Source organism: Pseudomonas anuradhapurensis, from assembly GCF_014269225.2.
Taxonomy (GTDB): Bacteria; Pseudomonadota; Gammaproteobacteria; order Pseudomonadales; family Pseudomonadaceae; genus Aquipseudomonas; species Aquipseudomonas anuradhapurensis.
Map to the genome: position 1 here is coordinate 1,470,241 of NZ_CP077097.1, position 17,963 is coordinate 1,488,203.

Sequence of the window (17,963 nt, forward strand, 5' to 3'; positions counted from 1 at the left end):
ATGTACAGGGAGGGTGGTAGTCAAGCATGGAGGATGGATGCGGCGAGAGCGTCAAAGTGCAAGTACGTAATTTGCGTCCAGAACCGTAACGCCACGTGGGGGCAGCCTACAGCGAACCACAAGGAAGCATTCTTGATCGCCGAAATTGCTCGAATAGAGTCGTCGACCGAGAGCCCTGACCGACAGATGATTAAATTCAGGTCAGTGGCAGAGATATCAGTGCCTAACATGTGGGACGGGAACAGGAATCCAGTCTCTTACATGACGCTGGGGGACTTCGGGATTCAGACCTATGAAGATCTGTGCAACCTCAAATTCAATAAGCTCTTTAACTTTCCAGGTCCTGAGGTAAGCACCGTCTCACCAGGGGATGATTACGTTGCAGCAGAGGTTGAGGCAGAGAGTGCCCAGCATGCCGTTGGGTCTTGTTCAGATGGAGAGGAAGCGCCTCAGGCGTTGACCATAGAGCAAGCAAAAAAGGGATTGGCTTTGAAATTCGGGCTGCGGGTTGAGCAGATTGAAATTTTGATACGAGCTTAAAAAAAAAGCTTTCCGTACGGATAAACACCTGTTTTCATAGCAGCGTGTCCAGCTTGCAAGCAACGCGACACAGTGAAACCTAGGCCATTTCAACCGGGGTTTTCCGTATTACGCAGCTGCTGTAACCTCGACGCTGCCACTTGGCATTACTAGCAGAGGGACCAGCATGCAACGCAATAGTGAATTGGCAAAAGAAATTCTGGAAAGCATCATCATAGAAGACCATGGCGGCGGGGGGCTCTACCGTGAAGAGATCCATGCCGTGTTTGAGGAGCGATATCCGGACCGTGAACCTGGTCGCTTCGATCGTCTCGAATATCACCTGTCGCTTTTGGTATCGGGTGGTTTTTTGACTTTTACCCCGGACGACAAAGGTAATCGTAAGAATGACAATTTCGAGATGACATGGGCCGGGCACGACTTTGTCCAATTCGGCTTGGCAAATTGACGCCATAAGCTCAGCCATAGTGCTGGGCTTTTTGTTGATTTGGCCATTCTAGCCAGATAGTTTTCGTGCCTCATTAAGGAGTACGTATGGGTAATATTTCTGCTGTCCAGCATTCGCTGGGCAAAGCCAAGGCCTTGGCCGGTCACTTCGCGACGGCGATTGAGATCGGGCCAGATGAGCCTGATTTGGTTTGGGTCGTGTTTTCTGGCGAAAAGGTTGTAGGCGTTTTTAAGGACTGGGAATCAGCCAGTGCGAAGGTCGGAGAAATATTGCAGGTTCAGTTGAAGCACTGGCTTGAAGCTAGGAAAGCTAACGAGAGCTCACTGTCACTCGGGTGAAAATCATCCGGGTGTCTTGAAAATCAAAGCCCGATCATCAGATAGAAGGCCCTGGCATTTGCCGGGGCTTTTTCGTTTTCGGCCCCACCACACCCATCGCCCCGAGCTGGGAGTGCTGTTGGGGCCGAATCTATTCCGCTCCCCAAAAGGGAGGAACCGAGATGCCAAGCATGCCCGAGAAGGATCCTGGCCTGTGGGCCGCTGTGCTCACCTGGGTGATTGCCCACCAACCCCAGCTTGGCGCCGCTGGCCTGTCCGTCGCGATTGCCGTCCTCCGGGTGGTGTATGGCGGCGGCACTCGGCGGCAGATGTTCTTGGAGGGCGCCTTGTGTGGCCTCATCACGCTGGCCTTGGTGCCGCTGCTCGAATGGATGGGATTGCCGCAGGGCATGGCCACCTTCGCCGGCGGAATGGTTGGCTTCATGGGTGTGGAGAAGCTTCGCGGCTACTCCGACCTGTTCCTGTCCCGCAAGGCTCAAGGTTGATGAGCTGCATCGGATGCGCCGCTCGGCGCGAATGGATCAACAAGTGGACAAAGGTGGCGTATGAGCGGGCCAAATCACTCTTCGACGGTAACCCTAGCCGAGTTCAAGGTGAAGCCGGAACAGATGCCGATGATCCAGGAGAACGAGCAGGCCTTCCTGTCGATCTTCAAACAGATCCTGGCCGAGCAGGCCAAGACTAACGAACTGCTGGCCGGCTTCCTCCAGGCGCTGGCAGAAGACCAGGGCCTGGAACCCGACGCTGCGCCTAGAGCCTACCTGAGCGGCGCGCCCGTTCACGGTGGCCGCTGATGGCCAGGCTCACCTCCCTCAAGCCAGCCGTGCAAGCCCAGCCATCAAGGCTGGCAACGGTCAACCCGGAGTCATGGCGAACGGCGAAGGGGACAGCTGCCCAGCGTGGCTATGGGTACAAGTGGCAAGTGGCGCGGGCCGAATGGCTCCAAGCCAACCCACTGTGCGTGTACTGCCAGCGTGACGGGCGGGTGACTGTAGGCAATGTCGTCGACCACATCGTCCCGCACAGGGGCGACATGAAGCTGTTCTGGAACCGAGGCAACTGGCAGACCCTGTGCCGGCATTGTCACGACGTGGTGAAGTCAGCCGAGGAGGCCGCCGGCCAGATCGGCTGATGCACGTCAGCGTCGTGCTACAGACGAATGAGGCACGTCACTTCCCCGATTACGAGGGGAGGGGTGGGTCGAGAGTTCATGGCTTTTCGCTTCCAGACCACCCGTCCCCACACGCGCAGATTTTATTTCCCTATTGAGATTTTTGTTAATGGCTTTAACACCCAAAAAACGCGACTTCATCGCCGCGGTGAGGGGAGGTGCGTCCAATCGCGACGCGGCCATTGCGGCTGGATGCCCCGAAAAGACTGCCTCTGCGGCTGGTTCCCGGCTCGCAAAAGACCCGGATGTGATTGCCGAACTGCTCAAACTGAACGCCCTGCATCCTGTTAAAGGGGTTGTTAAAGGTGTTAAAGGCGAAACGGATGACTCGGGCCTGGCGGAAGCGGTCGGCGAGGTCGAGCCTGTCGGTTTTGAGCTTGGGACGGCCTTGATGCATCGGGATCCCAAGTCATTCCTCTTGGCGGTTATGAATGACCTGGGCACAGAGCCGAAATTGCGCGTCGACGCGGCCAAAGCGCTCATGCCTTTTGTGCATCAGCGCAAAGGTGAGGGCGGTAAAAAGGAAGAGCGCCAGAAAGCCGCCGAGCAGGCTGCGAGCAAGTTCGGCCGCCAGGCGCCACCAAAGCTGGTCGCTGAAAACGGCAAGAAGGTGTAGCGATGGAATGGACCACCGCCTGCATCGATTGGGAAGAGCGTTTGATTTCAAGGCGTTCGATCATTCCGCCGCCGATTTTCCCTGAAGAAGCCGAACGAGCCCTGCAGATTTTCAAGGAGCTCAAGGTTCCCGATCTGCCTGGCAAGCCGCGCATGGCGGATTGCTGCGACGAATGGGTTTTCGATTTTGTCAGAGCCATTTTTGGTGGGTACGACAGCGAAACCGGTAAGCAGCTGATCCGTGAGTTTGGCCTGCTGATCAGCAAGAAGAACACCAAGTCCACTATCGCCGCGGGCATCATGCTGACAGCATTGATACTCTGCTGGCGTGAGGAAGAGGAACACCTGATCCTGGCGCCGACGCGGGAGGTTGCAGACAACGCCTTCAAGCCGGCCGCCGCGATGGTTAGGGCGGATGAAGAGCTATCCGCGATGTTCCACGTCCAGGACCACATTCGGACGATCACCGACCGCACCACCAAAAATAGCCTTAAGGTAGTGGCAGCCGATACCGACACGGTATCCGGCAAGAAGGCCGGCAAGGTTCTGGTGGATGAGCTGTGGGTTTTCGGCAAGAAGGCCGGCGCCGAGGCCATGTTCATGGAGGCCCTCGGCGGCCAAGTGTCGCGCGATGAGGGTTGGGTCATCTACCTGACCACGCAGAGCGACGAGCCGCCAGCCGGCGTGTTTAAAGAGCGGCTGAAATATTGGCGTGATGTTCGGGACGGGATTGTCGAAGACCTCAAAACGCTGGGTATTTTGTACGAATTCCCGGCCTGCATGGTCAGCGACAAGGCTTACCTGAAACCCGAGAACTTCTACATCACCAACCCGAACCTGGGGCTTTCCGTCAGTGCCGAGTGGCTTGAAGATCAGCTCAAAAAAAGGCTGGCGACCAGCGACGGCTCGCTGCAGAAGTTTCTGGCGAAGCACCTCAATATTGAGATCGGACTCAACCTGCGCACCGACCGGTGGGCGGGCGCCGATCATTGGGAGTCGGCTGCCGAGACTGGAATGACTCTCGAAAGCCTGCTTGAGCGGTCAGAGGTGGTCACCGTAGGTATTGACGGTGGTGGTCTGGATGACCTGCTTGGGCTCACCGTACTTGGGCGCGAGATGGGTTCTCGGCGCTGGCTGCATTGGTCGCACGGCTGGGCGCACAAGATCGTATTTGAGCGCCGGAAGGACATAGCCCCCGCACTGCTGGATTTCCAGAAGGATGGAGACCTTTCGGTGGTTGATCGTCCTGGTGATGACGTGATTGATGTCGCGGACATCATCTGCGACATCAGGGATCGCGGCCTGCTGCCGGAGAAGCTGGCAATCGGTGTGGACTCGGCCGGTATCGGCGACATCGTCGACGAGCTGACCACCCAAGAGCGCGGGATCACCATGGAGCAGATCGTGGCCATCTCGCAGGGCTGGAAGCTCAACGGCGCGATCAAGACGACCGAGCGCAAAGTGGCCGGGGGCGAACTGCTCCACTGCGGCAGCGCGCTGATGAACTGGTGTGTCGGTAATGCCCGTATCGTCCCGCAAGGCAATGCCATCACGGTTACCAAGCAGGCCAGCGGCTCGGCGAAGATAGACCCGCTCATGTCGACATTCGATGCTGTTTCGCTGATGGCGCTGAACCCGGAAGGCTCTGGTGATCTCCAGGGCTTCTTTGATAACCCGATCATGGTAGGAATCTGATGGCCGACAAGAAACCGGGCCGGGTGAAGGCTGCGCTGCAAAACTGGCTTGGGGTGCCGATCGGCCTGAAGGACGGCGCATTTTGGCAAGAGTGGTTCGGCAGCTCTGCATCTGGAAAGCACGTATCGGTCGACAAAGCCATGCAGCTGTCCACTGTGTGGGCGTGTGTGAGGCTGCTGTCCGAGTCCGTTTCCACGCTTCCGCTCAAGCTGTACCGGCGCCTCCCTGACGGATCTCGCGAGGTTGCCAAAGACCATCCGCTGTACCGCGTATTGTGCCGCATCCCGAACGCAGAGATGACCCCGCAGCGATTCATGCTGCTGGTGGTGGCGAGCATTTGCCTGCGAGGCAATGCATTCGTCGAGAAGAAGATGATCGGCAGCAGGATTATTGCCTTGATACCGCTTCTTCCCCAGTGCATGAGGGTGAAGCGTCAGGACAACGGTCGCCTGAAGTACACGTACAGCGAGAATGGCGTGGATCGCGACATTCCCGAGAAGAACCTAATGCACATCCGCGGCTTTGGCCTGGACGGGGTGTGCGGGATGCTTCCGGTAACCACCGGGCGGGAGATCTTCGGCTCGGCGATGGCGATAGAGGAGGCCGCGGCGAAAGTGTTCGCACAGGGCATGCAGGCGTCCGGCATCCTGAGCAGCGACGCCAAGATCACGCCGCAGCAGCGCGAGCAGCTTCGGGCCAGCATGCAGGCGTTCATGGGATCGAAGAACGCCGGCAAGATCATGGTGGCGGAGGCCGGCTTCAAGTACCAGGGCATTACGATGAACCCTGAGGCGGCCCAGATGCTGGAGTCCAGGTCTTTCGGAATCGAGGAGATGTGCCGCTGGTTCCGCGTGCCACCGTTCATGGTTGGGCACATGGACAAGCAGTCGAGCTGGGCTGCCTCGGTTGAGGCGCAGAACCTGCACTTCCTCACCAACAGCCTACGACCGTTGCTGGTCAATATCGAGCAGGAGATCACTCGCTGCCTGATCGGTGAAGCCGATGCTGAAGACTACTTCGCTGAGTTTGCGGTGGAAGGCCTGCTGCGTGCGGACAGCGCCGGCCGCGGGGCCTGGTACAACACGGCTCTGCAAAATGGCTGGATGTCTCGAAACGAGGTGCGCCGGCTGGAGAATCTGCCGCCTATCCCGGGCGGTGACACCTACACGGTCCAGTCTGCGCTGGTGCCTCTTGATCAACTCGGGAAGCCGAGCGCAGGCGTATCGCCGGCTGCTTCTGCATTCATGCTTCGGCTGGTCTCGGCGCGCAACAACGACGACCGAGAGGCCATCAACAAGGCGGTCGAGCTGGCGTCCCAGGCTCTGGAAGCCGGAAACCCGGACGGCCCAATGATGGCCCACGCGCTGATATCGATGCCGCTGCTCAAAGCGGCCTGACCTGGAGTAACCCATGACTCTCAAGACACTACCGGCAGCGCCGGCGGTGCGGCCGCACGCGCGCGTCGAATCCGACCTACTGCCCAAGGCCATGGAGCGCTGGAATCCAGCGATCAAGGCGGCAGCCGGTGACGGCTCCACCACCATCACCATGTACGACCCGATCGGCATGGACTGGTGGACGGGCGAAGGCGTCACCGCCAAGCGCGTCAGTGCCGCACTTCGCAGCATCGGCGACAAAGACATCACCGTGAAGATCAACAGCCCAGGCGGCGATGTTTTCGAAGGCTTGGCGATCTACAACCTGCTGCGCGAGCACAAGGGCAAGGTAACCGTCCAGGTGCTTGGCCTGGCTGCCTCGGCTGCATCGTTCATCGCCATGGCCGGCGATGAGATCCAGATCGCCCGCGCCGGCTTCATGATGATCCACAACGCCTGGACCATCGCCGCCGGCGACCGAAACGACTTCACCGAGGTCGCCGATTTCCTCGACCAGATCGACGCAACCCTTGCCGACATCTACTCGGTCAGGACGGGCGATGACGCCGCAGCGATGCGCACCCTGATGGACGTTGAGACCTGGATGGGGGGCAGCGCGGCCGTCGAGGCCGGCTTCGCTGACGGGCTTCTTCCGTCGGATGCGGCCCAGGAAGACCCGAAAGCCAGTGCGCCTCAGCAGGTCGCGGCGCGACGCCTGGACACGATCCTGGCCAAACAGGGCATGCCTCGCTCCGAGCGCCGATCCCTGATTCAAGAACTCAAGGGGGGTACGCCTGGCGCTGCCCCCTCCGGTACGCGAAGCGCTGCCGAACCCCCGGCCGATCTGGCCAACCACTTTGCCGATCTACAGGCCGCCATGTCGCGGTTTTCGGCAGCAGCCCTCAAATAACCGGAGAAGATCCCATGGCAGACAACACCGCTGACCTGCTGAAGCAGGTTTCCGCCGAGCTCAAGCAGGCGACCAGCGATTTCAGCAAACAGGCCGAAAACGCCCTGGCCGAGGCCAAGAAGGCCGGCAGCCTGTCCGAAGAAACCAAGGCCGCCGTCGATGAGATGGCCACCAAGTTCAACAGCCTGACCGAGGCTGAGAAGCAGCTGAAAGCCCAGCTGGGCGAACTCGAACAGGAGTTCGCGCGCCTGCCTTCGGCTGGCACCCCGCAGACCCAGGACAGCCTGGGTGGCGTCGTGATCAAAAGCGAAGCCCTGAAGCAGTTCGCGGCCAGCATCGAGGGCGGCAAGCGCGTCAGCATTCCGGTCAGCGCCGCCTTGCTGTCCACCGACGTTCCGGCTGGCATCGTCGAGCCTCAGCGGCTGCCCGGCATTGACACCGCGCCGAAGCAGCGCCTGTTCATCCGCGACCTGATCGCCCCGGGCCGAACCACTGCGCCGGCCATCTTCTGGGTGCAGCAGACCGGTTTTACCAACGCCGCCAAGGTCGTGGCCGAAGGCACTGCCAAACCGTACTCGAGCATCGAATTCGCGTCGAAGCTCACCGCAGTGTCGACCATCGCCCACATGTTCAAGGCCTCCAAGCAGATCTTGGACGACTTCGCCCAGCTGGGTTCGACCATCGACGTCGAAATGCGCTACGGCCTCAAGTACGTCGAGGAGCAGGAGATCCTGTTCGGTGACGGCACTGGCGTGCACTTGCACGGCATCGTCCCTCAGGCCTCGAAGTATGTCCCGGCCTTCGAGGTGGAGAATCGGTCAGGCATCGATGATCTCCGCCTGGCGATGTTGCAAGCCCAGCTGGCGCGCTTGCCGGCTTCCGGTCACGTCCTGCACTTCATGGACTGGGCCAAGATCGAGCTGACCAAAGACACGCTGGGCCGCTACATCCTCGCCAACCCGCTGGGCCTGGCTGGCCCGGTGCTGTGGGGGCTGCCTGTCGTGGCAACCGAGGTTGCTGCCTTCCTGGGCAAGTTCCTGACCGGCGCATTCCAGACCGGCGCCCAGTTGTTCGACCGTGAAGACGCCAACGTGGTCATCTCGACCGAGAACGCCGACGACTTCGAGAAGAACCTGATCTCGATCCGCTGTGAAGAGCGTGCGGCCTTGGCGGTGAAGCGGCCGGAAGCGTTCATCTTCGGCGAGTTCGCCGCCCCGGTCACCCCGTAACCCTGAGTGAGGGCCGCCCGGGCGGCGGCCCCTGGAGGCATTCATGAAACTGAAAACCCTGAAACCTCTGTACCTGGGCGGCCAAACGCTGGTGGAGGGTACGCCTTTCGAGACCATCGAACAGCACGGGCGCCAGTTGATCCAGAAGGGCTATGCCGACCTGGACGACTCGGAGGGCGAGGTGGTGGTGACCATTTCGCAGGAAGATGCAGCCGGCGCGGGCGTGCTGACCACCAGCAGCCTGGGGGCGGTAGCCTTGCCGATTGCTCCGCCAGTCGCCGCCTTCAAGGCTAAGCACAAAGGCGCTGGCAAGTACATCGTGGTGGACGCTGAAGGCAACCAGGTTGGCGAGTTCTCCGGTAACCAGGAAGAAGCCAATGCGGAAGCTGAGAGACTGATCGCCGGTGGCGAGCCGGCGCAGGCCGAGGAGTAACCCATGCCAGTTATCGCCATCGATCTGGCCATGCATCACCTGCTGGCCGAGGCAGAAGACCAAGTGCTGGTCGAGGCGCAGCTTGGCGCAGCGGAAGACGCGGCGATGAGTTTCCTCAACCGGCGCTTCTACCTGGATCAGGTGGCCCTCGACCAGGCCCGCGCCGGCGTGTCGGCATCCATACAGCAAGCCAGGGAGGTGAACGCGGCGGCGGTTGCTGCTGCGGAAGCCGAGCAGGATCACACCCTGCGTTGCCGCCTGCTCGAGCACGCCCGCCAGGCTCTGGCCGACGCCTACGATCAGGCTGACTCCATCGCGTATGGCATGGTGCTCAACCCTGCGATCCAGGCTGCTTGCCTGCTCAAGTTGGGCCATCTGTTCGCCAACCGCGAGGAGGTAGTCACCGGGTCGACCGCTGTCGAGCTGCCGCTGGCATCCCAGCACCTGCTGATGCCTTACCGCATCCGGATGGGTGTGTGATGCAGGCCGGCAAGCTCCGGCACAGGATCGATATCGAGGAGAAAACCACTCCCCGAGATCCGGTGACTGGTGACTATGGAGAACCGCAGTGGGTAGTGCGCTGGCCAAAATGTCCGGCTCAGGTGGTGCCCATGTCTGCCAGGGACCGGGTCGATGCCCAGGCCCAGCAGTCAGAGGCCACGGGGCGCATGGTCATCCGATACCGTCCAGGCATCGACTCAACCATGCGTATCATCTACCGCGGTGAGATCTACAGCATTGAAGGCCCTCCACTGGAGGACCCCAAGTCCGGCCTGGAGTACTTGACGCTTTTGGTTTCCAAGGGGATGAAGGATGGCCAATGAGATCTCTGTGCGTCTGCAAGGGCTGAAGGCCGCCACCGATAAGATGGTCGGTCTGGCCCCCAAGCTGCGCCGAAGCGGCCTGCGTAAGGCAGCCCGCCAAGCCATGAACATCGTCAGGGACGACGCCAGGGATAGGGCCAGGGCTCTGGATGACCCCGACACCACCGAGAAAATCTGGAAAAACATCATCACCCAGGACTCAGCCCGACAGGGCCGGCGCGAGGGTGGCGTAGTGATGAAGGTTGGTATTCGCGGTGGTGCCAGTTCGAACCAGTACAGCCAGGACGCCAGCGGCAACCCCGGCGGCGACACCCGGCACTGGCGATACCTGGAGTTCGGCACCAAGCACAACCCGCCGGCACCATTCATGCGACCGGCGTTCTCGACAAACGTCAACGCCGTGACTGAGCGCTTCGTGCAGGTGTTCAATCAAGAAATCGACGCAGCACTGTGAGGAACCCATGGAGGCGCCAATTTTCGCCGTTTGTTCGGCAAACCCGGGGGTGGCTGCGCTGCTGGGCGCCGGCATTGATTGCCGGCTTTTTTCCTTTGGGGAAGCCCCGGAGAACCCGGTCAAGCCGTATGTTGTCTGGAGCGTTATTTCCGGCAATCCAGAGAACTACTTGGCCAGTCGTCCTGACGCCGACGGCTTCACCCTGCAACTGGACGTGTATGCCGCAACTGGCGCGCCGGTGCTAGCCGTCACCAAGGCGCTGTGTGCAGCGATCGAGCCGCGCGCCTACGTCGTCCGCTGGGGAGCTACGGACCGCGACCCGGATACCAAGGACTACCACCGCAGTTTCGACGTGGACTGGATAGTCCCCCGCTGAACCTACCGAGCCCGCCCAGTGCGGGTTTTCTTTTGCCCGACAGGAGACCACCATGTCGATTTTGACCCAAGGCACCCAGGTCTTTGCCCTGGTGCCGCCTGCCACTGGCACCGGCCCGATGACCGTGATGGAGGTGGAGTGCGCCACCGCCTTCAACCCTGGCGGCTCCCCCAAGGAGCAGATTGAGGATACCTGCCTCAGCTCCGACGAGCGTACCTACAAGCCTGGCCTTCGTACTCCGGGCCAGGCTTCGCTGACCATCAACGCCGACCCGAAAAGCCCGAGCCACGTCCGGCTGCATCAGCTCTCCGAGGCAAATGGTGACACCACTATGAAATGGGCAGTGGGTTGGTCCGACGGCCCGCGGGATGCTGAAGGTAAGCCGACCGCGCTGCCGACAGTGAACGCAGACGGTGATGACTTCGAGTTGCCAGCTAGTCGAACCTGGTTCTTGTTCCAGGGGTATGTCGCTGACTTCCCGTTCGACTTCGCCGCCAACGCCGTGGTCAGCACCGCGGTTTCCATTCAGCGCTCGGGCGGTTCCGCCTGGGTACCAAAAACCGCCTAAGGGGTAACCATGGATCTCGCGCAACTGAAGAAGAAAGGGGGCGTCATCGCTGACGCCCTGGTGCCGAAGGAAGTCGAGTGGAAGCACGCCGACAAGAACGGCAAGCCCATCACCGACAAATTCACCGTGCACGTCCGCCGGCACGCCTTCGGCGTCATGGAGGCCATGTTCGCCGGCGGTGAGGCCGAGCGCTTTAAGAACGCCCGCTACCTGGCCGCTTCGATTATGCTGGGCAAGGACGGCACCGAAGAACTGCCGTTCGACGATGCCGTTAACCTCGACTCGGCCCTGGGCATCGTCTTGCTCAATGCCGTCAATGAGGTGAACAACCCTCCAGCAAAGAGCTGACCCCGGCTGACGAGCTGTGGCATGAGCTGGTGCTGAACGGGATAGGCGGGACTACGATCGCAGAGGCCAAGGCCGCGCTGTCCTATGCGGAAGTGCTGGCCTGGGTCGCCTACCGGGACAAGCATGGATCACTCAATCTCGGACGCCGAATTGAGCTCACCGGCGCCTTGATTGCGCTGCAGGTCAACCGCGGCTCAGGCGGCAAGGCGGATCTGTACGACTTCATGCCACACCATGTCCGGCCGGGGACGGGTCTTGAGCAGGCGATGAGGGAATGGTCATGATCTGGTAGAGTTTCACTTTTTACGGGAGGGATCCCATGCAGATTGCCATCCTTGTGGTGCTTACACTTATCTTGATCGTTCTGGCGCCCTGGCTCCTTGCTGTCGTTGCTGCCGCGGCGGTTGCCTACGGCTTGTGGGTAGTGGTCACTGGAGTGGTGTTCTTCCTGCTGTTAGTCGGCGTGACGTGGTACCACAGTGTTCAGTCGCGCAGGCCCGTAATCTCAAGTAAAACTGAGATGGCAATTCAGCGCGCGAACGAGGAGTTCAGGCGCAAGCAGGCCCAGCAGGCTGCTGAAGATGTGTTAGATGAGCCCGCTCAGGAAAAGCCGAAAAGGCTGATCGCCTGTCGATCTTGTTCGGCCAACATCGAAAAGTTCAGCATGTTCTGTCCAGCCTGCGGCAAAAAACCCATATAGGCGAGCAACACACGAAACCCGCGAAAGCGGGTTTTTTTATGCCCGGAGAAAATCTATGGCAAGCAGATCGCTTGGCACTCTCACCCTCGATCTGATAGCCAGGATTGGCGGGTTTCAGCAAGGGATGGATCAGGCTGCTCGCTCCACGCAGAGAAGCATGGGTCAGGTTGCCAGGCATGCCGAGTCGGCCTCGGCGAGTGTTGCAGGGTCTTTCAAGACCATTGCCGGTGCGGCAGCCGCGTTTTTCAGTGCTCAGCAGGTCGTTGAGTACTCGCAGACGTGGGTTGGTGTACAGAACCGCATCAAGCAGGTATCCGAGACGTTTGACGAGTTCTCCAAGCAGTCGTCTTCGGTGTTCTCGATTGCGCAGAATTCGCAGTCCTCCCTGGAGGCAACGGCCGAGCTCTACCAGCGGATCGCAGCTTCATCGGGACAGCTTGGCGCAACCCAAGAGAAGGTCGCCCAAGTCACGCAGAACATCAGCAAGGCTATGTCTGCCAGCGGGGTGTCCGCTGAGTCAGCCCAGGCTGCTCTGGTTCAGCTCGGTCAGGCTTTTGCGTCGGGTGTGCTTCGCGGGGAAGAGCTCAACTCTGTGCTCGAGCAAGCTCCTGGACTGGCTCAAGCTATTGCTGACGGATTGGGAGTAGCCCGCGAGTCACTTCGCTCAATGGGCGAAGCAGGAAAGCTGACCTCCAAAGAGGTCTTCGCCGCCATCCTGAGCCAGACTAGGTCGATCGATGATGCTTTCGCAAGGTCGCAGACAACGGTGTCCGGCGCCTTCCAGGTGATGGAAAATAGCGCTGCCAAATTCTTTGGCACGCTGGACGAAACGCTTGGGATCACCAAGAGCTTCGTCCAAACCGCGCTCTCGGTCTCTGCAGCATGGGATGCGTCTGGGGTCGAGACGTTCACCCAGGTGATGAAAACCGGTCTGTACGTTGCTCTTGCGCGCGTCGCAGCTGGATTCGTTAGCGCTACTGGTGCCAAGTATCTCGACATCAAGGCTACGCAGGAGCAGTTGTATGCCAATTCCCTTGCAGCAGCGGGCGAGCTCAGAAGGGCGGAAGCCGTAAAAGCTGGTGCAGTAGCAGATGTCGAGTCTGCGGCCAGGGCGGTGGCCAATGCCAAGGCCAAGGTAACCGCCGATCGGCAGGTGATCACCTCTGAGGTTGCCCGGCTCGAATCTGTGCAGGCAGCGCTGGCATCGGAGAAGCTGCTCGAAGCGCAGCGCCTGCAGGCACAGATATCAGATGTTGGTCGGCAGCAATCCATTGCACGCATGGCAGAGTTGCGCCTTGCTGAGGTGGCGATCACCAACCAGTTGACGGCTGCCGAAGCAAAGCTGGCGACAACCACGCTGGCGACGTCTGCCCAAGTGACCGCGGCCATCAACCAGCAGACTGTCGCAAAAGAAGCGTTGGCCGTCGCCAACACTCAAGTAAACGCCACACAGATTGCAGCCACGGTATCCATGGGAGCATGGTTCTCCGCGAGCACCGCCATGGGGGCCTCAATGCTCGCGCTGCGCAATGCGGCAAGCGGTGTTCTGCGAATGGCGGCTGGGTGGCCAGGCTTGATCCTGACCGTCGGCGCGCTGGCGCTGTCCTTCATCGACTTCGGCGACAAGGCTGAGGAGGGTGCCGGCAAAGCAGCGAACGCCTTCGAAGACGCCTCGACACGCATCCGCCAGGCTTCCCGGTCCATGCTCCCGGAGAATCTGAGCACCCAGTCCTACGATCAGTTGCAGGATCGATTGAAGGGGCTGCAGGCCGAGCTCAAGGAAGCCGAGAAGCTGCAGGAGCGGTTCCAGAAGGGGGTCGACGACAAGAGCGACGTGCCTTTTGAAACATCGCTCGACGCCTCGAAAGAGAAGGCAGACGCGCTCAGGCTGGCCATCCAGTCGGTGCAGAAGGAACTGAATAGCTCCCGCTTGGCGTCGGATAAGGAGGGCAGCACCTACCTCAAGAACCTCGAAAAGCAGGCCGTGGTTGCGGGCAAGCTCACCGAAGTGGAGAAGTTGCGAGCCCAGATCGCCGCTGGCGCAGTCAAGTTCTCGCCAGTTGACGAGAAGAAGGCCCTGGCCGCCGCAGAGGCAATCGACAAGGCGAACAAGGCTCTGAAGGAGTCGAAGGCTGGTGACAAGGACAGCAAAGCGCTCGGTCGGCGTTTTGAGGAAATGGAGGAGGGTTATCAGCGGCAGATCGAGCTGATCAACACATCGACCGACAAGCGCAAGAATGCGACCGAGGCCGAGAAGTTGGCCTTCGAGGTCTCCACCGGCAAGCTGGAGGGCGTCAATGCTCAGCAGCGTAAGCGCCTGGAAGGCCTTGCGGCTGAACTCGACGCACTGAAGAAGCTGAAGCAGGCCGAGGAGGATGCTAGGAAGTTGGCCTCCTTCCGGTCCAGCGTGAACGAGGATTACCTGACAGCCAAGAATGGTTTCGATCAGGAGCTTGCTGGCGCCGGGCGCGGCGACAAGTACAAGGAGCGGCTGAAAGAGCGCCTGGCGATCGAGGAAGACTTCAACCGCCAGCAGCGTGAATTGGTGCTGCAGCGCAATAGCGGCGATATCAGCCAGGAGCTGTACGACCAGGAAACGCAAGTCCTGAGTGACGCCCTGGCCCAGCGGTTGGAGCTGCAGAACGACTACTACAGCCGGCTCGATGAGGCGCAAGCCAACTGGATGGACGGCGTCACCAGCGCCTGGGAGAACTTCGCCGACGCCGCAACCAACTACTCAGCCATGGCCGCCGACGCCTCCACGTCGGTGCTGGGCAGTGCGAAGAGTGAGCTAAGCACGTTCCTCTCCGATGTGGCCACCGGCTCCGCAGATGCCGGTGATGCGCTGATGGACATGATCACCGGCTTCGGCAAGGCCTTCGTCGGCGCGCTTGCAGACATGGCTGCTCAATGGCTGGTGTACCAGGCCGTGCAGCTGCTGGTGGGCAAGACAACGCAATCGAGCGCGGGCATTGCCATGGTGGCCAATGCGCAGGCAACGGCGTTCCAGGCCAGCCTTGCCGCCTTCGCGTCGACTGCAGCCATCCCGATAGTCGGCCCGGCAGCAGCGCCTGCAGCAGCTGCAGCGGCGGCCGCAGCGACAGCGCCTATGGTGGCCGGCGTGGCTTCCGCCGCACTGACAGGGATGGCCCACGACGGTATCGACAGCATCCCCCGTGAGGGTACCTGGTTGCTCGATGGCGGCGAGCGGGTGCTGAACCCGAACCAGAACCGCGACCTGACCCAGTACTTGCGCAACGCGAACGATGCTGGCGCGGGCGCTGGGCTTGGCGGCGGCATCACCATCAACGCACCGGTTACCGTCCAGGCCCAGCCGGGCATGAGCGATGAAGCGGCGCGGCGACAAGGAGAGATGATGGGGCAGGCGTTCAGGCAAACCATCCGTGAGGTCGTTAACGAAGAGTTCGCCCAGGGCGGCTCGATGTGGAGGCGGTAATGCCCGATACATTCAGCTTCTGTACCAGAGTCGGCGCCTCTGGCGAGATCAAGCACCGGGTCTGGGAGAACGAGTTTGGGGACGGCTACGTCCAGTCAGGCGGTACCGGCATCAACGGAAAATCGCAGGAATGGTCGCACCAGGCCACTGGAGGCTTGGAGGATGGCCAGGAGCTGCGGCAGATGCGCGATTTCCTCGACCGCCACGAAGGCTACAAGTCGTTCCTTTGGACGCCGCCTGGCGGTACCCAGGGCCGGTACAAGGTCAAGGACTACAAACTCGACCCTCAAGGCGCCGGCCTGTTCAGGATCAGCTTCACGATGAAGCAGGTCTTCACCCCTTACTGACCCCGCCCGCGCGGGGTTTCTTTTTTCTGAGGCCTCCATGACTTTTGAGACCGATATCCAGAAGCTCGAGCCTGGCAACCAGATTCGGCTGTACGAGGTGGACGCCACCCGCCTTGGCGGCAACATCATGCGCTTCCATGGCCACGCCCAAGAGGGCGACATCATCTGGCAAGGTCAGTTGTACGAGCCGATCCAGATCGAGGCCAAGGGCTTCGACATCCGTGGCGACGGCAGGCCGGCCACACCAACCCTGCAGCTGGTGAACGAGATCGGCGGTGTGCGCGGTGCGGTATCGGCGCTGTGCCTGGCCCTCAAGGATCTGGCCGGCGCCCGAGTGAAAGTCATCGAGACCTTTCGGCACTTTCTGGACGCGGCCAATTTCCAGGATGGCAACCCCAACGCCGCTAACCAGTCCCGGGAAAACCTCTGGTTCATTGAGCAGAAGACCGAGGAAGACCGCGAGCAAGTGACGTTCCAGCTGTCGAGTCCACTTGACCTGGGCGGCGTGCAGCTGCCCAGCCAGCAAATCACCAAGCTTTGCCGCTGGGCCACGCGCGGCGGGTACCGGGGTGAGGCCTGCGCCTATGCTGGCGCGGCGATGTTCACCAAGCAGAACGAACCCACCGATAACCCCGCGCTAGACCGCTGCGCCGGCCGCTGGAACAGCTGCAAGCTGCGCGGCAACACCCGTCGTTTCGGCGGCTCAATGGGCGCAAGCCTGATCGCCAGTTCGAGGTAACCATGCGCATCAACCAACAGCTGCAGGCCGCGATTCGCGAGCATGCGGAACGCGAACACCCGGCCGAGGCGTGTGGCGTACTGATCAAGACCGAAGCCGGCCGTGAGTACGTGCCGTGTCGCAACCTGGCCAGGACGCCGCGCGACCAGTTCACCCTGCACCATGAAGACCTGGCGGCAGCCGAAGACCGCGGCGAGTTGCTGGCGATCATCCACAGCCACCCGGATGCCAGCCCACGCCCGAGCATGGCTGATCGCGTCAGCTGCGAGTTGCATGAACTGCCGTGGGGCATCGTGGCCTGGCCCGGGGGCGACATGGAATGGTTTAAACCTTCCGGCTACACCGCGCCACTACTGGGCCGAGAGTTCTCGCATGGGCTGCTTGATTGCTGGAGCGCCTGCCGCGATTGGTATGCCCGGGAGGCCGGGCTGCAGCTGCCGAACTTCGAGCGCAAGGATCTGTGGTGGGAGCAGGCCGACGGCCCGAGCCTGTACGAGGACAACTTCAAGGGTGCCGGCTTCTACCAGGTCAACGAGCCCCGCCGAGGCGACATGCTCGTCTTCATGGTGCCGTCACCGGGGCGACCGTGCTACCACCCGAACCACGCGGCAATCTACCTCGGCAATGAGCCCGCCCTGGCCAGCGAGGACGCTCCGGCGCTGGGCGGATCTGGCCCGTTCATCTACCACCACATGGCCGGCCGGGCCTCTACTCGCGATATCTACGGCTGGTCGATGGCCAACCGTTGCCGGCTGATACTCCGGCACAAGGACTACCAGCCATGAAGCGAACGGTAAAACTCTACGGCGTGCTCCGCAAACACTTCGGGCGGGAGTATCTGCTGGATGTCCAGAGCCCGCGCGACGCCGTGCAGGCGCTGTGCAGCCTGGTGCCAGGCTTTGAAAAGTTCCTGGCCACGGGCGAGGAGCGTGGCCTGGTGTTCACCGTGTTCTCGGGGCGGCGCAACCTGGGAGTTGAGGAGTTGGACCTGCAGGGAAGCGATGCAGAGGAAATCCGCATTGCGCCGATCATCCAGGGCAGCAAGCAGGGCGGCCTGTTCCAGGTGGTGCTTGGCGCTGTGCTGGTGGTCGCCGGGGTGTTCACCGGCGGCCTGTCGTCAGGTGTGGGCATCGCGATGATGGCCGGTGGTGCTGCCCTTGCCCTGGGCGGGGTGGTGCAGATGCTCTCGCCAACGGCCAAGACCGGCAGCCTTGATCGCAACGAGGACGGCAACAACCCCAGTTACGGCTTCGGCTCGGCGGTGACAACCATCGCCCAGGGCAACCCCTATCCGGTGCTCTACGGCGAACGGGAGATCGGCGGGGCTATCGAGTCCGGCGGGGTGTACCCACAAGACAAGCTGTAGCCACGGCTCGATTCCCTGACCTGCTTCGG

25 protein-coding genes are annotated in these 17,963 nt (G+C 61.1%); all 25 read left to right on the forward strand.

Annotated features, from left to right (window positions below):
- Positions 1-132 precede the first annotated feature (132 nt).
- Positions 133-540 (forward strand): hypothetical protein, encoded by a 408-nt coding sequence (locus HU763_RS06780; RefSeq protein WP_186689515.1) that lies wholly within the window; start codon positions 133-135, stop codon positions 538-540.
- Between the two features lie 166 nt (positions 541-706).
- Positions 707-988, forward strand: a complete 282-nt coding sequence (locus HU763_RS06785; RefSeq protein ID WP_186689512.1) for a hypothetical protein — start codon at positions 707-709, stop codon at positions 986-988.
- Between the two features lie 86 nt (positions 989-1,074).
- Positions 1,075-1,326: a hypothetical protein gene (locus tag HU763_RS06790; RefSeq protein ID WP_186689510.1), complete on the forward strand. Its 252-nt coding sequence runs from the start codon at positions 1,075-1,077 to the stop codon at positions 1,324-1,326.
- 161 nt (positions 1,327-1,487) lie between these two features.
- Positions 1,488-1,811, forward strand: coding sequence for a phage holin, lambda family (locus HU763_RS06795; RefSeq protein WP_186689508.1), 324 nt, complete (start codon positions 1,488-1,490; stop codon positions 1,809-1,811).
- Positions 1,812-1,871: 60 nt separating this feature from the next.
- On the forward strand, positions 1,872-2,120 hold the full coding sequence (locus HU763_RS06800) for a hypothetical protein (RefSeq protein ID WP_186689627.1): 249 nt from the start codon (positions 1,872-1,874) through the stop codon (positions 2,118-2,120).
- Entirely contained in the window at positions 2,120-2,458 is a 339-nt protein-coding gene (locus HU763_RS06805; protein WP_186689506.1) for an HNH endonuclease, read from the forward strand. Before HU763_RS06800 ends, HU763_RS06805 begins: the two co-directional genes overlap by 1 nt.
- A gap of 148 nt (positions 2,459-2,606) precedes the next feature.
- A complete protein-coding gene (locus HU763_RS06810) occupies positions 2,607-3,113 on the forward strand; it encodes a terminase small subunit (protein ID WP_186689504.1) in 507 nt (168 codons plus the stop codon).
- A 2-nt stretch (positions 3,114-3,115) separates the two neighbouring features.
- On the forward strand, positions 3,116-4,807 hold the full coding sequence (locus HU763_RS06815; RefSeq protein ID WP_186689502.1) for a terminase large subunit: 1,692 nt from the start codon (positions 3,116-3,118) through the stop codon (positions 4,805-4,807).
- Complete coding sequence (locus HU763_RS06820; protein WP_264081903.1) at positions 4,807-6,204, forward strand: phage portal protein; 1,398 nt, start codon at positions 4,807-4,809, stop codon at positions 6,202-6,204. Before HU763_RS06815 ends, HU763_RS06820 begins: the two co-directional genes overlap by 1 nt.
- 13 nt (positions 6,205-6,217) lie before the next feature.
- Positions 6,218-7,093, forward strand: a complete 876-nt coding sequence (locus HU763_RS06825) for a head maturation protease, ClpP-related (protein WP_186689500.1) — start codon at positions 6,218-6,220, stop codon at positions 7,091-7,093.
- 14 nt (positions 7,094-7,107) lie between these two features.
- Entirely contained in the window at positions 7,108-8,322 is a 1,215-nt protein-coding gene (locus tag HU763_RS06830) for a phage major capsid protein (protein ID WP_186689498.1), read from the forward strand.
- 43 nt (positions 8,323-8,365) lie between these two features.
- Positions 8,366-8,755, forward strand: a complete 390-nt coding sequence (locus tag HU763_RS06835) for a hypothetical protein (RefSeq protein ID WP_186689496.1) — start codon at positions 8,366-8,368, stop codon at positions 8,753-8,755.
- A gap of 3 nt (positions 8,756-8,758) precedes the next feature.
- Complete coding sequence (locus HU763_RS06840; protein ID WP_186689494.1) at positions 8,759-9,235, forward strand: head-tail connector protein; 477 nt, start codon at positions 8,759-8,761, stop codon at positions 9,233-9,235.
- Positions 9,235-9,579 (forward strand): phage head closure protein, encoded by a 345-nt coding sequence (locus HU763_RS06845; RefSeq protein ID WP_186689492.1) that lies wholly within the window; start codon positions 9,235-9,237, stop codon positions 9,577-9,579. The genes HU763_RS06840 and HU763_RS06845 overlap by 1 nt, the downstream gene beginning before the upstream one ends.
- Positions 9,569-10,033 (forward strand): HK97-gp10 family putative phage morphogenesis protein, encoded by a 465-nt coding sequence (locus HU763_RS06850; RefSeq protein WP_186689490.1) that lies wholly within the window; start codon positions 9,569-9,571, stop codon positions 10,031-10,033. Before HU763_RS06845 ends, HU763_RS06850 begins: the two co-directional genes overlap by 11 nt.
- 7 nt (positions 10,034-10,040) lie before the next feature.
- Entirely contained in the window at positions 10,041-10,409 is a 369-nt protein-coding gene (locus HU763_RS06855; RefSeq protein WP_186689488.1) for a DUF3168 domain-containing protein, read from the forward strand.
- 52 nt (positions 10,410-10,461) lie between these two features.
- On the forward strand, positions 10,462-10,977 hold the full coding sequence (locus HU763_RS06860) for a phage tail tube protein (protein ID WP_186689486.1): 516 nt from the start codon (positions 10,462-10,464) through the stop codon (positions 10,975-10,977).
- 9 nt (positions 10,978-10,986) lie between these two features.
- Positions 10,987-11,325 (forward strand): phage tail assembly chaperone family protein, TAC, encoded by a 339-nt coding sequence (locus HU763_RS06865; protein WP_054886651.1) that lies wholly within the window; start codon positions 10,987-10,989, stop codon positions 11,323-11,325.
- A 29-nt stretch (positions 11,326-11,354) separates the two neighbouring features.
- A complete protein-coding gene (locus tag HU763_RS06870) occupies positions 11,355-11,609 on the forward strand; it encodes a phage tail assembly protein T (RefSeq protein WP_186689484.1) in 255 nt (84 codons plus the stop codon).
- 35 nt (positions 11,610-11,644) lie between these two features.
- Complete coding sequence (locus HU763_RS06875; protein ID WP_186689482.1) at positions 11,645-12,025, forward strand: hypothetical protein; 381 nt, start codon at positions 11,645-11,647, stop codon at positions 12,023-12,025.
- A 55-nt stretch (positions 12,026-12,080) separates the two neighbouring features.
- The gene (locus HU763_RS06880) at positions 12,081-15,482 is read left to right on the forward strand and encodes a phage tail tape measure protein (protein ID WP_186689480.1); all 3,402 of its coding nucleotides are present in this window, start codon (positions 12,081-12,083) and stop codon (positions 15,480-15,482) included.
- A complete protein-coding gene (locus tag HU763_RS06885; protein ID WP_186689478.1) occupies positions 15,482-15,829 on the forward strand; it encodes a phage tail protein in 348 nt (115 codons plus the stop codon). Before HU763_RS06880 ends, HU763_RS06885 begins: the two co-directional genes overlap by 1 nt.
- Before the next feature lie 37 nt (positions 15,830-15,866).
- On the forward strand, positions 15,867-16,568 hold the full coding sequence (locus HU763_RS06890; RefSeq protein WP_186689476.1) for a phage minor tail protein L: 702 nt from the start codon (positions 15,867-15,869) through the stop codon (positions 16,566-16,568).
- Between the two features lie 2 nt (positions 16,569-16,570).
- Entirely contained in the window at positions 16,571-17,353 is a 783-nt protein-coding gene (locus HU763_RS06895) for a C40 family peptidase (RefSeq protein ID WP_186689474.1), read from the forward strand.
- On the forward strand, positions 17,350-17,934 hold the full coding sequence (locus HU763_RS06900) for a tail assembly protein (protein ID WP_186689471.1): 585 nt from the start codon (positions 17,350-17,352) through the stop codon (positions 17,932-17,934). The genes HU763_RS06895 and HU763_RS06900 overlap by 4 nt, the downstream gene beginning before the upstream one ends.
- Positions 17,935-17,963: the final 29 nt, after the last annotated feature.

Excerpts from the sequence above, each read along its gene's own strand:
- HU763_RS06795 (WP_186689508.1), top strand. The coding sequence starts at position 1,488 with ATGCCAAGCATGCCCGAGAAGGATCCTGGCCTGTGGGCCGCTGTGCTC.
- HU763_RS06815 (WP_186689502.1), top strand. The coding sequence starts at position 3,116 with ATGGAATGGACCACCGCCTGCATCGATTGGGAAGAGCGTTTGATTTCA.
- HU763_RS06820 (WP_264081903.1), top strand. The coding sequence starts at position 4,807 with ATGGCCGACAAGAAACCGGGCCGGGTGAAGGCTGCGCTGCAAAACTGG.
- HU763_RS06810 (WP_186689504.1), top strand. The coding sequence starts at position 2,607 with ATGGCTTTAACACCCAAAAAACGCGACTTCATCGCCGCGGTGAGGGGA.
- HU763_RS06835 (WP_186689496.1), top strand. The coding sequence starts at position 8,366 with ATGAAACTGAAAACCCTGAAACCTCTGTACCTGGGCGGCCAAACGCTG.
- HU763_RS06855 (WP_186689488.1), top strand. The coding sequence starts at position 10,041 with ATGGAGGCGCCAATTTTCGCCGTTTGTTCGGCAAACCCGGGGGTGGCT.
- HU763_RS06860 (WP_186689486.1), top strand. The coding sequence starts at position 10,462 with ATGTCGATTTTGACCCAAGGCACCCAGGTCTTTGCCCTGGTGCCGCCT.
- HU763_RS06850 (WP_186689490.1), top strand. The coding sequence starts at position 9,569 with ATGGCCAATGAGATCTCTGTGCGTCTGCAAGGGCTGAAGGCCGCCACC.
- HU763_RS06790 (WP_186689510.1), top strand. The coding sequence starts at position 1,075 with ATGGGTAATATTTCTGCTGTCCAGCATTCGCTGGGCAAAGCCAAGGCC.
- HU763_RS06875 (WP_186689482.1), top strand. The coding sequence starts at position 11,645 with ATGCAGATTGCCATCCTTGTGGTGCTTACACTTATCTTGATCGTTCTG.
- HU763_RS06840 (WP_186689494.1), top strand. The coding sequence starts at position 8,759 with ATGCCAGTTATCGCCATCGATCTGGCCATGCATCACCTGCTGGCCGAG.
- HU763_RS06785 (WP_186689512.1), top strand. The coding sequence starts at position 707 with ATGCAACGCAATAGTGAATTGGCAAAAGAAATTCTGGAAAGCATCATC.
- HU763_RS06890 (WP_186689476.1), top strand. The coding sequence starts at position 15,867 with ATGACTTTTGAGACCGATATCCAGAAGCTCGAGCCTGGCAACCAGATT.
- HU763_RS06845 (WP_186689492.1), top strand. The coding sequence starts at position 9,235 with ATGCAGGCCGGCAAGCTCCGGCACAGGATCGATATCGAGGAGAAAACC.
- HU763_RS06805 (WP_186689506.1), top strand. The coding sequence starts at position 2,120 with ATGGCCAGGCTCACCTCCCTCAAGCCAGCCGTGCAAGCCCAGCCATCA.
- HU763_RS06865 (WP_054886651.1), top strand. The coding sequence starts at position 10,987 with ATGGATCTCGCGCAACTGAAGAAGAAAGGGGGCGTCATCGCTGACGCC.
- HU763_RS06830 (WP_186689498.1), top strand. The coding sequence starts at position 7,108 with ATGGCAGACAACACCGCTGACCTGCTGAAGCAGGTTTCCGCCGAGCTC.
- HU763_RS06895 (WP_186689474.1), top strand. The coding sequence starts at position 16,571 with ATGCGCATCAACCAACAGCTGCAGGCCGCGATTCGCGAGCATGCGGAA.
- HU763_RS06825 (WP_186689500.1), top strand. The coding sequence starts at position 6,218 with ATGACTCTCAAGACACTACCGGCAGCGCCGGCGGTGCGGCCGCACGCG.
- HU763_RS06885 (WP_186689478.1), top strand. The coding sequence starts at position 15,482 with ATGCCCGATACATTCAGCTTCTGTACCAGAGTCGGCGCCTCTGGCGAG.
- HU763_RS06800 (WP_186689627.1), top strand. The coding sequence starts at position 1,872 with ATGAGCGGGCCAAATCACTCTTCGACGGTAACCCTAGCCGAGTTCAAG.
- HU763_RS06880 (WP_186689480.1), top strand. The coding sequence starts at position 12,081 with ATGGCAAGCAGATCGCTTGGCACTCTCACCCTCGATCTGATAGCCAGG.
- HU763_RS06900 (WP_186689471.1), top strand. The coding sequence starts at position 17,350 with ATGAAGCGAACGGTAAAACTCTACGGCGTGCTCCGCAAACACTTCGGG.